At 63.6% G+C, this 15,036-nt stretch carries 13 protein-coding genes; 12 read left to right on the forward strand and 1 reads right to left on the reverse strand.

Annotated elements, in window-relative coordinates:
• The first annotated feature begins 134 nt into the window (after window positions 1–134).
• A complete protein-coding gene (locus tag QZV94_RS05250) occupies window positions 135–389 on the forward strand; it encodes a hypothetical protein (protein WP_293676756.1) in 255 nt (84 codons plus the stop codon).
• Here the strand turns inward: QZV94_RS05250 and QZV94_RS05255 are convergent.
• Complete coding sequence (locus tag QZV94_RS05255; protein ID WP_293676757.1) at window positions 373–630, reverse strand: WGR domain-containing protein; 258 nt, start codon at window positions 628–630, stop codon at window positions 373–375. The genes QZV94_RS05250 and QZV94_RS05255 overlap by 17 nt on opposite strands.
• A 241-nt stretch (window positions 631–871) precedes the next feature.
• Between QZV94_RS05255 and QZV94_RS05260 the strand changes: the two genes are divergently transcribed.
• The 11 genes from QZV94_RS05260 to QZV94_RS05310 all read left to right on the forward strand — a co-directional run bounded on the left by QZV94_RS05260 (window position 872) and on the right by QZV94_RS05310 (window position 15,034).
• Entirely contained in the window at window positions 872–1,234 is a 363-nt protein-coding gene (locus QZV94_RS05260; RefSeq protein WP_293676758.1) for a hypothetical protein, read from the forward strand.
• 186 nt (window positions 1,235–1,420) lie between these two features.
• Window positions 1,421–1,879 carry a helix-turn-helix transcriptional regulator gene (locus tag QZV94_RS05265; protein ID WP_293676759.1) on the forward strand — a complete coding sequence of 153 codons (459 nt, stop codon included), beginning with the start codon at window positions 1,421–1,423 and terminating at the stop codon, window positions 1,877–1,879.
• A gap of 805 nt (window positions 1,880–2,684) precedes the next feature.
• Window positions 2,685–4,283, forward strand: a complete 1,599-nt coding sequence (locus tag QZV94_RS05270) for a DEAD/DEAH box helicase family protein (RefSeq protein ID WP_293676760.1) — start codon at window positions 2,685–2,687, stop codon at window positions 4,281–4,283.
• Between the two features lie 1,052 nt (window positions 4,284–5,335).
• Window positions 5,336–5,719 (forward strand): hypothetical protein, encoded by a 384-nt coding sequence (locus QZV94_RS05275; RefSeq protein WP_293676782.1) that lies wholly within the window; start codon window positions 5,336–5,338, stop codon window positions 5,717–5,719.
• Between the two features lie 16 nt (window positions 5,720–5,735).
• Window positions 5,736–8,507 (forward strand): DUF262 domain-containing protein, encoded by a 2,772-nt coding sequence (locus tag QZV94_RS05280; protein WP_293676761.1) that lies wholly within the window; start codon window positions 5,736–5,738, stop codon window positions 8,505–8,507.
• Entirely contained in the window at window positions 8,507–11,395 is a 2,889-nt protein-coding gene (locus QZV94_RS05285) for a site-specific DNA-methyltransferase (protein WP_293676762.1), read from the forward strand. The genes QZV94_RS05280 and QZV94_RS05285 overlap by 1 nt, the downstream gene beginning before the upstream one ends.
• A 2-nt stretch (window positions 11,396–11,397) precedes the next feature.
• On the forward strand, window positions 11,398–12,033 hold the full coding sequence (locus tag QZV94_RS05290) for a hypothetical protein (RefSeq protein ID WP_293676763.1): 636 nt from the start codon (window positions 11,398–11,400) through the stop codon (window positions 12,031–12,033).
• A 167-nt stretch (window positions 12,034–12,200) separates the two neighbouring features.
• Window positions 12,201–12,773 (forward strand): hypothetical protein, encoded by a 573-nt coding sequence (locus QZV94_RS05295; RefSeq protein ID WP_293676764.1) that lies wholly within the window; start codon window positions 12,201–12,203, stop codon window positions 12,771–12,773.
• Window positions 12,770–13,741: a DUF4145 domain-containing protein gene (locus QZV94_RS05300; protein ID WP_293676765.1), complete on the forward strand. Its 972-nt coding sequence runs from the start codon at window positions 12,770–12,772 to the stop codon at window positions 13,739–13,741. The genes QZV94_RS05295 and QZV94_RS05300 overlap by 4 nt, the downstream gene beginning before the upstream one ends.
• The gene (locus QZV94_RS05305) at window positions 13,731–14,540 is read left to right on the forward strand and encodes a DUF429 domain-containing protein (RefSeq protein WP_293676766.1); all 810 of its coding nucleotides are present in this window, start codon (window positions 13,731–13,733) and stop codon (window positions 14,538–14,540) included. The genes QZV94_RS05300 and QZV94_RS05305 overlap by 11 nt, the downstream gene beginning before the upstream one ends.
• Window positions 14,531–15,034, forward strand: coding sequence for a hypothetical protein (locus tag QZV94_RS05310; RefSeq protein ID WP_293676767.1), 504 nt, complete (start codon window positions 14,531–14,533; stop codon window positions 15,032–15,034). The genes QZV94_RS05305 and QZV94_RS05310 overlap by 10 nt, the downstream gene beginning before the upstream one ends.
• The last annotated feature ends 2 nt before the right edge of the window (window positions 15,035–15,036 follow it).

Here is a 15,036-nt window from a genome sequence, read left to right on the forward strand (position 1 = left end):
AAATATAATGGTCAGGACAGCGAAATCAGCGCCTTACTTGGGAAATGTGGGCTAAAGGCTCGTCTACTGTTGACCATTTTGCGGTTCTTTGTGGCCTATAGGCTTGGGTGACAGGCAGGAGCTGAAGAGACCGAATGCACGGTTTGCAAGACACCGGGCTTCCGGAGTGGAAGCAGACCGTGCTGGTCACGATCACCCTGATCGTCATTGCCGCCGCGCACGTGCACAGTGCTCGGCAGGCCTGGTCGGAGATGCGGGAACGGGAGCTGCCGACCCGCTGGCGTCGCGCCCTCAGCTATGTCGCCCGACACGAGCTGCACTACGCCAAGCGCGTCCCACTGCTGATCTTCTTCGTGGTCGTCGCGGTGATCGTCATCGTGACGCTGTGAGGGCGGGGGCCGCTCCGCCCACCAGCAGGTAGCCACGCCTCACTTTCCGGCCCACCAGGCGGCCCAGCGCGGCCGCCGCGTCGTCGCTGGCGCGATACCAATCCTCTCGGCGCTGCCCGTGGGTGCCGATCCGCCCCCAGCGGCGAATTAGGATGCTCTCCCCGAACAGCGAGCGCTCGATGGAGAGCGCGTAGAACCGAGCCATGTTGCAGCTGTTGTCGATCCGCCGGAGCACAATCATGGGCGCCTTCCTGCTCGAAGAAGGCGATGCGTCGGCGTCAAAAGCGGTCGTAGGTCTGGGCCTGTGCTTCCATCCGTCCGGTTTTGACCCGGACACAAGCCTTGCTTCTTGTCCTGCTCGCCCAGGTTGGGTAAGACCCCCTTGGCGAGGGGCTTTACCAAGCTCTACTTTCGCGACATTCTTCCGCAAGTACAGATTGCATCGGAGGCATCCCGCTACCTCGGGGTGAAGTCGCTGAGCCATGTCCTTGATGCCGCCCCTTCCCCCTCATGCGCGCGACGCGCTGGCGCTCATCGCGATCAACGCGGTTCCCGCCGACGGTGACGCGGTGAAGTTGGTCGCTCTTCTGCAGCCCCAGAACCGACCAGGCCCGAACGAACCCGACTGGCGGCTGTTCGTCGCTCACCGAGACATAGAGTTCACCTACGCCAGCGATTTAGCCTGCGACGCGATCGAACCACTCCGCCATGCCGCCATCCTCGAGGAGGGCGAGGCGGCCGGCCGCGTCATTCTTCAGCTCAGCGAAATTGGCCTCGATCTCTGTCGCGTTGTCGCGGACGCGACCGTCCCCGCAAAGCCGACCCCGACGACCGCCCTCTCGTGAATGATGAGTGTTCTAATGGATTCAACTGGTGCGGGTGCGTTGAAGGGTTGCCGGAACGCTCCGGGCACAAACCGAGATCGCCGCGACTTGTGCGGAAAGCGACACACGCAAAGGTTGACGAGAACGCCGGACCCCGTGACACCTCATATCGGCAGTTCAATTGATCGCGGAGGCGCCCAGTTGGTCATGTTGGAGACGAGCGAGACCGAGCGAGGGCCTCGGGATCTGGACTGCCAGATCGGAATCCGCATGCGCACGCGGCGGCGTGAGCTCGGCGTGAGCCAAGACGCCCTCGCAGCCGGCGTTGGGCTGACCTTCCAGCAGATCCAGAAGTATGAGCGCGGGACCAATCGCGTCAGTGCATCCAAGCTCTGGGAGATCGCCGCGCAGCTCCGGACGCCCATCTCCTATTTCTACGAGGGGCTCGAGGGCATTGAGGTCTATGACCCCGAGTCCTTGGCCCAGGCTGAAGCGCTCCAGGAATTTCTACTGTCCCCCGATGGCGTCGCTCTCGCGGTCGCGTTCCAGTCCCTGAGCGCGCCAGCCGTGCGGCGCCAGTTCCTCGACCTGATCCGACTTTGCGCGGCCGTGCCCCAACCGTCGACTGGAGATGAACGCGGCGACAAGCCCGCCAATGAGGACTAGCGGCAGCTCCTGGCAGCAGCGAGGTTTTTCGGGCCCGACAGCCAGCGCCGCTCTGAAGCCCGCTCATTGGGCGTCCGGCCCGGGCCCCGCGCCAGGCCGGATCAGGCAAGGCGCCGCTAATGGTGCACAGCGCGTCCACATTCTGGGGGACCGAATCGGCAACCCCGCTAGCGCTTGCTTTTCGGCTCTATTTTGTTCTCGTCGCCGGAAAGCGTGTTGAGACCGCAACACTGGGTTCGAAACGGCGGCCCTCACGAGAACTTCACGGCTGGCCACAGCCCCGCTCCCATATGCTCCGCGAATGGGGTGGCCACATGGTTGAAGCGACGTTTGTTGTCTATGCGCCCAAGGCGCAGGTCGCGAAGGTGAGGGGGCTGGTGCGGTCCCAATCGCCGGAGGTGGTGACCTGGCGAGAACGCCGCACCCTCTTCGGCAGCGAGTTCTATGTCACTGGCCCGGCAGCCCTAGCCCGGGAAGCTCACGAGCTTGCCGCACGACTGCTCTCCTGGCCGGATCGGCTAGGGTAACAGCTTAGCCGCCCGCCGCGCGCTCCGAACCTCGGGCGGGCATCGGCACAGGGGAGGGCGGTGCTGATCAGCAGACCGCTGGCCCTGCGGGCGGCACGCTGGAGAACGCCGCGGCGATGGCGAAGCACGCTCAACGCGGACTACTCAGCGCTGTGAGCGCCGATCTGACCAGCTGAGCCTGGATGAAATCAAGCGGGTGTGGATCTGAGTTTTTGCACTCGCACGCGAGGGTTGCGCACCTGTTGGTCCAACTGCTTACCTGCTAGGTGGGGGGGGCTATGGCTCAGTCGTTTTTCGAACAACCTATTCTCAATTCGCCGTACGAGCCGCCCCACCGTCATCACGGGTTGGATCCTAAGGGGCAACCCCTCGACTCACCCCCTATCGATGGGCGCCGAAAGTCCGAACTTATTTCGCCCGTTCCCCCCTCCAGGAAGCAGGGGAAGAAGGCGAAACAGGCGGAGCTTGACCTCGATCTCTTCGCTGAGGAAGACGAAGAAGGTCAGGCCTACACCCTCGCCATCATCAACGAGATCCGCAGCTACGTGACCGCGTGGCGCGGCCTGAACAACCCGGCGGATTGGGGTGTGACCCCCGTTACCCAACGCCTGCTGCAATACTGGCGGCATCACGAGTTCGAATCCGTTCGGCCGTTCTTCTGCCAGGTCGAAGCCGCCGAGACGGCGATTTGGCTTACCGAGGTTGCGCCCAAACAGAAGCAGCACGCGCACCTTTGGAAGCACATCCAGGCCGCGAACCAGGGCGCCAACCCGGAGCTGATGCGGATCGCGCTGAAGCTCGCCACGGGCGCCGGCAAGACCACAGTGATGGCGATGCTGATCGCCTGGCAGACGCTGAACGCGGTGCGTTCGCCCGCCAGCAACCAGTTCAGCCGCGCCTTCCTGATCGTCGCGCCCGGCATCACCATCCGCGACCGGCTGCAAATCCTGCTGCCGTCACACCCTGACAACTACTACGCCAAACGCGAGCTGGTGCCGGCCGACATGCTGCTCGATGTCGCCAAGGCCAAGATCGTCCTGACCAATTACCACGCCTTCAAACGCCGTGAGGTGATGGAGCTGACGAAGGTCGGGCGCGCCTTCCTGCAAGGGCGTGACGCCCCGATCCAGACGACGGAAACCGAAGGCGCCATGCTCAAGCGAGCCTGCGGCGAGCTGCTGGCGTTCAAGAATGTCGTCGTCATCAACGACGAGGCGCACCACTGCTACCGCGAGCGTCCCCAAGGCGATGCAGAGACGCCCATTGCGGCGGAGGACCGCGAGGAGGCCAAGCGCAATAGCGAGGCCGCCCGGCTGTGGATTTCAGGGCTGGAAGCGCTGAAGCGGAAGGTCGGTGTCCGGACCGTGTTCGATCTGTCCGCGACGCCCTTTTTCCTGCGCGGCTCCGGATACCGAGAGGGGACGCTGTTCCCCTGGACGGTCTCCGACTTCTCGCTGATGGACGCCATAGAATGCGGGATCGTTAAGCTGCCGCGCATCCCGTGGCGGACAATTCCGTCACCGGCGAAATGCCGATCTATCGCGAGCTGTGGGAGCATATCGGCAAGCGGATGCCGAAGAAGGGCGCGTCGAAATCCGGCCAGCTCGATCCGCTGGCGGCGACGTTCCCGGCTGAATTGCAGACCGCCCTCTATGCGCTCTACAGCCACTACGAAAAGACGTTCGAGGTCTGGAAGCAGGCCGGGCTGGAGACGCCGCCGGTCTTCATCGTGGTGTGCAACAACACCGCCACGTCCAAGCTCGTCTACGAATGGATCTCGGGCTTCGAGCGCGAGGACGAAGATGGCGAGATGCGCTTCCGCCATGCCGGCCACCTGCCGCTCTTCCGCAACTACGATGAGCACGGCAACCGGCTGACCCGCTTCAACACCTTGCTGGTGGACTCCGAGGCGCTGGAAAGCGGCGAGGCGCTCGACACCAGCTATCGGGAGCTGATGGGCTCAGAGATCGACCAGTTCAAACGCGAGCTGATCGACCGCACCGGCGACCAACAGGCCGGTGACGCCCTCACCGATACCGACATCCTCCGTGAGGCCATGAACACGGTGGGCCGCAAGGGCAGGCTCGGGGAGCAAATCCGCTGTGTCGTCTCGGTGTCGATGCTGACGGAGGGATGGGACACCAACACCGTCACCCACATCATGGGCGTGCGAGCCTTCGGGACTCAGCTCCTCTGCGAACAGGTGGTCGGGCGTGGGTTGCGCCGTCAGTCCTATGATCTGAACAAGGACGGACTGTTCAACGTCGAGTACGCTGACATCCTCGGTATTCCCTTCAATTTCACGGCCGCGCCCGTCGTGGCGCCCGTAACCAAACCCGCCAAGACCACGCGCGTCCAGGCGCTGAAGGATCGTTCCGCACTCGAGATCGCCTTCCCCCGCGTGGAAGGCTACCGCTTCGACCTGCCGGACGAGCGGATCACGGCGGAGTTCACCGATGACAGTCGCTTCGAGCTGAATCCGGGCAACGTCGGCCCCTGCGTCGTCCAGAACGAAGGCATCGTTGGCGAAGGCGTCGAACTGACGCCGCAAGTGCTGGAGGACAAGCGACCTAGCGAGCTGTCCTTCCACCTGGCGAAGCGGCTGCTCTACACGCGCTACCGTGACCCCGGCGAAGACCCGCCGATGCACTTGTTCGGCGACATCCAGCGCGTCGTGCGTCGCTGGATCAACGAAGGCTACCTTGTCGCCAATGGCGTTCCGACCGGCGCGATCCTCTACACTGAGCTAGCGGACAAGGCGGCAGAGCTGATCTTCATGGCCTGCCAGCGGGCCAACGAGGGCGAGAAGCGGATCAAGGCGATCCTCGACGCCTACAACGCCAGCGGTTCCACCCGCGTCGTCGCCTTCAACACCACCAAGGACGTGTGGACCACGGCGGCCGACAAGAGCCACGTCAGCCATGTTGTCATGGACAGCAATTGGGAAGCCGAGCTGGCCCGCGTCGTCGAGCGCCATCCCCGCGTCCTGGCCTATGTGAAGAACCAGGGCATGCAATTTGAGGTCCCGTATCGCGACGGCGCCGTGCCACGCCGCTACGTCCCCGACTTCATCATCCGGCTGGACGACGGCCAGCCCGAGCCGCTCAACCTCATCATCGAGACCAAGGGGTTCCGCGTCCAGGACGCCCAGCTGAAGGCAGAGTCTATGAAAACCCTCTGGGTGCCTGGCGTGAACAACCTGGGCGCCTACGGCCGCTGGGCTTTCGCCGAATTCACTGATGTCTACGCAATCCAGGACGCCTTCGACGGACTCGTCGGCGGTCTGGTCACACGCCAATTCGAACCGGCCTGATCGCCGCGCTAGGGGGATGCCCGTGGGGGGAAGTTTCAAAACCAATCCGGTCGCGCTCGCGGAACTCTTGCGGGACTGCGAACGCGGCGCGATCCAGCTTCCGGACTTTCAGCGAAGCTGGGTGTGGGATGAGGAGCGCATCAAGGGGCTCATCGCCTCGATATCCCAGGCCTTTCCGGTCGGAGCCCTTATGACGCTGGAAACGGGCGGTGAGGTCGATTTCGCGCCACGGCTCATTCAGGGCGCGCCGCCCGAGAATGCCAAACAAAAGCCGACGGCGCTCCTGCTCGACGGACAGCAGCGCATGACGTCGCTGTACCAGACGGCCTTGCGAAAGGCCGTGGTCGAGACGGTCACCGCCAGGAACGCGCGGGTGAAGCGCTGGTACTATATCGACATGCGCCGCGCCCTGGACCCCGAAGTCCCCCGGGAAGAGGCGATCATCGGAGTCGCGGAAGATCGCCTTATCAAGTCCAACTTCGGCAAGGACATCGACCTCGACCTCTCCGCGCCGGAGCGTGAGTACGAGGCGATGATGTTCCCCGTGAACTGCGTGTTCGATTGGGATGACTGGAAGGACGGCTTCGGGGACTTTTGGATCGCGAAAGGCGAGTTGGAGAAACGTGCATTCTTCAAGACCTTCCAGGACAGGGTCCTGCAGAATTTCCGCAGTTATGATGTCCCGGTTATCGCGCTTGATCGCGACACGACCAAGGAAGCCGTCTGCCTGGTCTTTGAAAAAGTGAACACGGGCGGCAAGGCTCTCGACGCGTTCGAGCTTGTGACCGCCATGTACGCCGCCGATGGATTCCGCCTGCGCGACGACTGGGCGGCACGCGAGAAGCGGATGAAATCGCACCCCGCGCTGGCCAACATCTCCAGCACGGAATTCATGCAGGCGATCAGCCTGTTGCACACCAAGGCCGTTCGGCGGGCGGCCGAGGCAGAAGGCCACGAGAACCCGCCGGCGGTCAGCGCAACGCGGCAGTCACTGCTCAAGCTGCCGCTGGCGGCCTACCAGAAGTACGCCGATCTAGTGGAACGGGGCTTCGACCGGGCCGCACGCTTTCTGCGACTGTTGGGGGTCTACCGCGGGTACGACCTTCCCTACCAATCGCAGGTCACGCCGCTCGCAGCGATCTTGGCTGAACTGGGCGAGGGCTGGGAGAACGTCGAGGTCCGCCACAACCTGATGCGCTGGTACTGGAACGGCGTCTTCGGGGAATTGTACGGGTCGGCGACAGAGTCGCGGCTGGCCCGTGATATCCAGGAGGTTCCCGCCTGGCTGGCCGGTGGACCGGAACCCTCCACGATCGTGCAGTCCACCTTCGACGCGCAGCGTCTGCAATCCATGCGCACCCGCCTCTCCGCGGCCTACAAGGGCGTCAGCGCGCTTCTGATGAAGAAGGGCGCGAACGACTTTCGCTCAGGGCAGGCCTACGACCAGACCGTCTTCTTCGACGAGCAGGTCGATATCCACCACATCTTCCCCAAGGCGTGGTGCGAGAAAGCGAAGCTTCCGCCAGAGGACTACGACTCCATCATCAACAAGACGCCCCTCGGCGCGCGCACCAACCGGATTCTCGGCGGCGTGGCGCCCAGCGAATACGTCGCCCGTCTTGAACGCGGCTGGGAAGGCTCGCCGGCGATCGCGGCCGACAAACTCGATCACCTGTTGCAGAGCCACCTTGTCGACCCCGCCCACCTACGAACGGACGACTTCCCGGGCTTTCTAAAGGCTCGCCGCGAACAGCTGCTCAAGCTTATCGAGGACGCCACCGGCAAGAAGGTCTACCGCGGCGACGGCGCCAACCAAGCACGGGCTTACGAGACGCCGTCGCAAAGGCTGTCTCAAGGCGCCCACTTCGAGCGGACCTGCACCGAGGCCGCGGGCCATGGCGGTTCGGCCTACAGGTTGAAGCCTGAGCACTTCTTCCTGAACCTTGCCCCGTCCATCCAAGGCCCGGCGCAGGCCTATTTCGACCGCTACAAGATCACCTGGCATCAGCACGCCAATCACGGCCTCTCTTCGCAGGTCTGCTGCCTGAACTTCCTCATGCCGCTTGCGACGCGCCCCGATCTGCTTGCGCGGCTCGTTGGCGGCGCGTTCGGTATCGCGCCGCCCGAAATGCTGAAGGTGGAAGACGGCCCCTCCGGCGAGCCCTGGTTCGTTGGCTTCGAGTGGACGGGCCGTGAGAACTATCTGAACGAATGGCCAGCCAGTGGGAGCGTTACGCGAGGCGCGAACGCGACAAGCGCCGACGCGGTCGTGCGCTTCCGTTCGGAGCGTCGCATCGAGACGCTGCTCATAGAGTGGAAGTACACGGAGAAGTACGGCGCGCCGATCCCGCCCTCTGGTAACGCCACCCGGATCGGGCGCTACGCCGACAAGGCCTTCGCGCCACGCGGCCCCGTTCGAGATGACCTTGGGCTCGAGGTGCAGGACTTTTTTTGGGAGCCCCTCTACCAACTCCTGCGCCAGCAGATGCTGGCATTCCACATGCAGGCGGCCGGCGAAGATGGCGCCGAACGCGTCCGGGTGTTGCATATCTCACCCGCCGACAATCGGGCTCTTCATGTCGTGACGGCGCCGGCGCTGGCCAGGTTTGGCGAGGACGCCTTCGAAGCGTTCTCAGCCGTGTTGACCGATCCCTCAGCCTTCATTGGCCGAACCATTGAGCAGGTGTTCGGTCCCCTCATGGCGGAGGTGCCAGAGGACCCCTGGGCGGCGTATCTCGCCGGCCGCTACACCTTCCTGGCGTCCGCGCCCCAAATGGGAGCGAACTGATGGCCAGGGCGCCCAAGGGCCCGAAACAGGTCGAGACACTGGTTCATGACGAGGCCACGCGGCGAAACATCCCGACCGCCGAGCTGCAATCGACTGCCGAATATCTGGAAGAAATGCATCCGCCCAAGCCTGCGCACTATTCGCGCACGCGGCCCTTGGCGGAGGGAGTGCGACGCGAGAGGGACGAGGACTTGGACCCCCAGATCATCTGGAACGGGGCGCGTATCCGCCTGACGCCGGCGCAGGTCGCGCAACTGCATGAGACGGGCGAGGTCGAGCTGGGCGACGCGCAACTGGTCTGGCGCGGCAAGGACACCCAGGATTGGTCGGACCTGATCGTCCAGACCCCGCCGCTCTACATCCAGGAGAAAATTCACCCCAAGGCCATCATCGACGACTTGAAGCGCCGCTCAGCGGAAGGCTCGAAGGCGCCGGAAGAACTCGATCTGTTCGCCGACTTCAATGGTATTAGCGCCGAGGCGAAGACCGAATTTTACCAGCACGACCAGCACTGGTCGAACCGCATGATCCTGGGCGACAGCCTTCAGGTGATGGCGTCACTGGCCGAGCGCGAGGCCCTGGCCGGCAAGGTCCAGTGCATCTATTTCGACCCGCCCTATGGCATCAAATTCAACTCGAACTGGCAGGTCTCCACGCAGAACCGGGACGTAAAGGACGGAAAGCAGACCGACATCTCTCGTGAACCGGAGCAGGTCAAAGCCTTCCGAGACACCTGGAAAGACGGCATCCATTCTTACCTCACGTATCTCCGCGACCGCCTCTCCGTCATGCGGGAGCTTCTGACCGACAGCGGGTCAGTCTTCGTCCAAATCGGCGACGAGAATGTGCATCGCGTTCGGGCCCTGATGGATGAAATCTTTGGCGAGGATAACTTCATCTCGCAAATCAGCGTGGCGAAAACGGCGGGCGCCACAAATGATTACTTGGCGGGCGTAACAGATCACATCCTCTGGGCGGCGAAGAACCGGGACGCGACGAAATATCGGGCACTCTACCAGCTGAAGGAAGTCGGCGGCAGCGGCGGCGGGCAATACAGCCAGGTCCAGGACGGTGCCTTCAGCCGCCGTCGTTTGGCGCGCACAGAACTCGAAAACCCTGACACCATCCCGGATGAAGCTCGTGTCTTCCGGTTGGACAACATTACGAGTCAGGGGGTCGGCCGCACCAAAGGGGAAGGCGCAGCCTCCTGGTTCCCAGTGAAAATACGCGGCAAGACTCTTCTTCCTAGTGAAAAAGTCAGGTGGAAGACTAACGAAGAAGGGATGGAGAGGCTGGGTAGGGCTGAGAGGCTCGAACCGGTTGGAAACACTCTGACTTACGTTCGGTTCATTGACGATTTCCGAGTTTATCCGCGCAACAATCTTTGGACCGATACCGGCGCAAGCGGCTTCAGCGACGAGAAGGTGTATGTCGTGCAGACGCTCACTCGGATTGCCGAGCGCTGCATCCTTATGGCGACCGATCCCGGAGACCTTGTACTCGATCCGACGTGCGGATCGGGAACCACGGCTTACGTTGCCGAACAATGGGGGCGCCGTTGGGTTACGATCGACACAAGCCGCGTGGCTCTAGCGTTGGCGCGCACGCGAATGATGAGCGCGCGCTATCCGTATTACCTTCTTGCCGACAGCCCGGAGGGGCGACGCAAAGAACAGGAGATTTCTGGAAAAGCCCAGAGCCTGTCCGACGCCCAAGGCGATATTCGGCAAGGTTTCGTCTACGAACGGGCGCCGCACGTCACCCTGAAGTCCATCGCCAACAACGCTGAAATCGATGTGATCTGGGACACTTGGCAAGCCAAGGTGGAAACCCTGCGCAGCGAGCTGATCAGCATCCTCGGCGAGAGTTGGGAAGAGTGGGAAATCCCGCGTGAGCCAGCGGCCTCATGGTCAAGCAACGTGATCGGGGTCCACAAGGCCTGGTGGGATGCTCGGATCGCGCGGCAGAAGGAAATCGACGCCTCCATTGCCAAGCGCGCGGACGTGGAGATGCTCTACGACCGGCCTTATCAGGACGCAAACCGCGTCCGCGTCGCAGGCCCCTTCACGGTGGAAAGCCTGTCTCCGCACCGGGTCGTGCCGTCGGATGCGGATGCCATGGCCGGTGAAATCGAGGCGTCCGAAGGCCGGCGTCGTCGCAACCTTGCTTCCGCGCCACCCGCCGACTTCTCCGCCATCGTGTTGGAAAACCTGAAAACGTCCGGTGTGCAGCAGGGCGCCAAGGCGGACAAGATTGTCTTCACGGCCCTCACGGCCTGGCCCGGCGAATACATCGCCGCCGAAGGCCGGTTCATGGAAGGCGAGATCGAGCGGCGCGCGGCCATCTTCATCGGCCCGGAGTTCGGGACCACCTCGCGCCCCGATCTGACAGCTGCGGCCCGCGAGGCTACCGACGCCCGCTTCGACGTACTGATCGCGGCGGCCTTCAACTTCGAGGCGCATGCGTCCGAACTGGTGAAGCTCGGTCCGCTGCCGATCCTCAAGGCGAAGATCAATCCCGACCTGCATATGGCCGGCGAGCTGAAGAACACCGGCAAGGGCAACCTGTTCATCGTGTTCGGCGAGGTGGACGTGTTCGATCCCAACACCGGTGACATCCGCTCGGGCGACACCAAGTCCATCGCCGCCTGGTTCATCGACACCGACTATGACGAGGAAAGCTTCTTCGTCCGCCACGCCTACTTCCTCGGCGCGAACGACCCCTACAAGAGCCTCAAGACTGCGCTTCGCGCCGAGATCGACGAAGCCGCCTGGGCGACCCTCTACCGCGACACCTCCCGGCCCTTCGACCGGCCCAAGAGCGGCCGGATCGCCGTGAAGGTCATCAACCACTTCGGCGACGAGGTGATGAAGGTGTTCAGGGTGTAGCCATGGCAGCGCACACGGGGATCGCTGTTATCGAGAGCAAATGGTTTGAAGGTTCAAATGTGTCTGTGCGCGGTCTTTTTGACCTTGTCGCGGACCTGGCAACCGACACTCCCCATGCCTACCACTATGAGATGGCCTGCTCGGAAGTGGCGCTCAAGGAGGCCATCCCTCGCGTCGCTAAAGACAACTCCTGCCGCTACCTCTGCCTCGCGATGCATGGAAACGACAAAGGCCTTCAGCTCATCAACGGTGATCAGGTCACCCGCACTGAGCTCAAGAACATGCTCGTCCGAATAAGGGCGCAGCGCGGAGCTAAGCTCGCCGGCATCCACATGGCTGCTTGCATCTTTGGAACCGAGGAAATCGCGGAAAAGCTCTTCAGCACGCCAACTGAACTCCGCTGGATGGCCGGCTACACGCAGGAAGTGGACTGGATTGAGTCCTCCGCGCTCGATCTCTTGTTCTTCAACTATTTGGCCGACCTGGACGACGTGCCGCTGACCGAAATCCAGAAAATTCACGCCGTTGCGCGCAAGCTCACCGGCAGCGTCGATGGCCTTGTAAAGAAGTTGGGTTTCGGCATCTACGTGAGGAAACAAAGGACGGGCGGCGCCAAGAACTTGATGGCTCAGGTTTAGGTTCGGGCGCAGTGGGGGTCGGGGGCCGAAAAGCAAAGCGAGGCGGCAAGAGGTACAAGGTCAACCTCGTTCCCATTCGGTACGACGTGCCAAGACAACCTGCGTCGCCGCTGAGAGGGCCGAAATCGGCTCAGGCTCCCAGGGTCGTATCGGGTGACCCATCGGGGATGATCACGAAGCTCCCGTCGATGGCCTTGTCCGATACTGTTCGCCTCTGGCGCAACTCGATTGCGGCGCTGAAGGACCCTCAACGTGAACACCTCAAAAAGGGCGCTCACCAGCTTCTGGCGGCGCTGGATGTTGAATGGAAGCGGCGGGGCGAAGGACAGGAGCGGCCGGAAGACTGGTTCAAGTGGCCGGGGACGGACGCGGGCGTGGGTGACGGCTCGCTCACCGGGGCCTGGCTGGATGAAGGCGTGTTGAAGTTCCTCGGCTATCAAGTGGGCAAGACAAGCGATCTCTCGACCCCGCTGCGCGAAGCCATCCTGGGCAGGGTGTTTTCAGGTGAAATCCCACCAGCGTTTCCGCGAAGCTACCTCGCCGAGTGGGGAGCGCCCGCATCCGCGGGCCGACTGAAGAAGATTGCCGAGTGCATCGCGTCCTTCACCCGCAACGCCAAGCGCCGTCGCGATGACCGCCTCGATCTGGCGATCATGGATTGGGAACACGACCTCCAATTCCTCCACGATGAATACTATGTCGGCCGCTTCCGTTTCGGCTGGCCGGTGACAGCGCCGTGAGCAAACGAGCGACACCATTCGAGGAGTTCCTCGCGCTATTTAACCGCGTGAAGGAGGAGGCAAAGGGGGACCCTCGACGGGTCACGACGTTCTACGGTCAATCCCAGGTCTTGAGTGACGCGGCGGACGCCCTCGACCAGTTCCTTTGGCGCTCCGACTTCGAGCGCCGGTTTATGCACGGGCCGCGGAAATTCCATGCGCAGGTGCCCAGCGAATTCGAGCCTGCCTGGCGTGACTACATCAAGAATTGGACGGGCCCTATTGCGGGCGCGAGGCTCGGTGAACTCGGGTTTGATCTGGAGAAGGTCGTCTCGGAGACCCTGTCGGCGCCGGACGCACTTGATGAGCCTGAATACGACGAGCACTTCGACCCGCGTTGGGACGACGGCGCAGCAGCCATCCAGACGGGTCTCGACCACCTGGGGGACAAGCTATCCGACTACGAAGACGCGGAGTTCGGGTCCACCGGAGCCGCGAACCTCTGTCGGCCAGCACTTGAGGCTTGGGACTACCTCCAGAAAACTATCGGCATCGATGTCGCCGGCATTTTTCATCGATGGCGCACCGTGCCCGTCATGTTCTTGCCGGCCCATGTGAGCAACAGGCACGGGCTGACCGAGAAGGGGTCGCTATTCGATCTGCTCGATGACGCGGTTCGAGCCTATGTGGCGGGGGCACCAGCCGCGGCTATCGCGATGTGCCGGGCAGCCCTGGAGATGGTTCTGCGCGAGCACTACGTGCGTCCGACGGGCGACATGTCTCTCGACAACTTGATCGACCTAGCGGCCCGCCGATTTGTGTTCCTCGACGCCGCTCGGTTGCACCGGCATCGCAAGGCCGCCAATCGCATCATGCATGGATACACGGCGGCCAAAAAGCTGACGGCGGAAGACGAGGAATTGATCCTCGACTTCTTTCGTAACCTAAAGTTCCTGATCCAGCGCGCGCCAGGCGGAAATGTCTCGTAGCGGTCGCGCCGTCCTGGGCATCGACGCCGCCTGGACGCTGACACAGCCGAGCGGCGTCGCCTTGGTGCAGGCGCAAGGCGATGGCTGGCGCCTCGTAGAGGTCGCCGCGTCCTACGCCGACTACGCCGCCGGCCACTCGTCCTGGCCGCCTGCCACCGCAGCAGCCCTCCTGGAGGCCTCAGAGGCCCGCTGTGGCCAACACCCCGCCGTCGTGGCCATCGACATGCCGCTGGCGACCACGGCCATCGTGGCGCGCCGCGAGGCCGACAACGCCGTGTCCCGGCAGTACGGAGCCCGCCACTGTTCGACCCACAGCCCCAGCGCCATCCGGCCAGGCCCGGTCAGCGATGGCCTGCGCGCCGGCTTCGCGGACCTCGGCTACCGTCTCGCCGTATCGGAGATTTCGACGCCAGCCTTGATCGAGGTCTACCCTCACCCCGCCCTGCTTGAACTGACGGGCGCGCCCAGCCGTCTCCCGTACAAGGCCGGCAAGCTGCGCACCTACTGGAAGACACTGACTCCGGCGGAGCGCCGTGCGCGACTCATCGTGACCTGGGGCGAGATCCTTCAGACGCTCGACGTCGAGATCGCGGGCGTCGTGGCGGCGCTGCCGCTCCCGGCGGCGGACGCGCCGGGCCGCGTTCTCAAGAGCTTCGAGGACCGGCTGGACGCCGTCGTTTGCGCGTGGTGCGGCGTCTGTGCGCTGGAGGGCCATGCGCGCCCGCTGGGTGACGAAACGGCCGCCGTCTGGATACCCTTCGGCCGAGCCGAGAGAGGCCTGTCCGCGCCGTGCCCGTAGTCCGCAGCTTCCCGACCTTCAAAGGCGCGGACTGGCTTGCCCAGTTGACCAGCTCCGCCGTGAAACGTGGCGCCTGTCTGACGATCAACTGTTCGACGTGCGGGGCGACCCCCTTCAAGCAGGCGCTATGGGCGCAGGCGACCGCGGTAACGCCGCTCCTTCCTGAAGACGAACTCGCCAGGCAGCTCGCGACCCTGCCGTCGGACACGGCGCCCGAGGCCCTGCGGTTCGTGATCGACCAACTCTACAAGTGCGTCGGGCAGTCGGGGTTGGACCGGCTAGCGACGTCGTTCGCCGACACGCCGGCTGGCGAGGAATACCGGCGGATGCAGGCTCACGCCGCGGCGGTCGCGCGGCAACGGGCCGACAACGCCCATCGGAACAGCCCCGACTACGCGGAGGAGCGCAGAGCCGAGCGCGCCGCCCAGCACGCCGAGCGGCTGGCAGCGAAGGCCATGCGGGACGCCGCGCGTCGTGACGGGGGCGCTGCCTGAGG

It is taken from the genome of uncultured Phenylobacterium sp., from assembly GCF_902826855.1.
Taxonomy (GTDB): Bacteria; Pseudomonadota; Alphaproteobacteria; order Caulobacterales; family Caulobacteraceae; genus Phenylobacterium.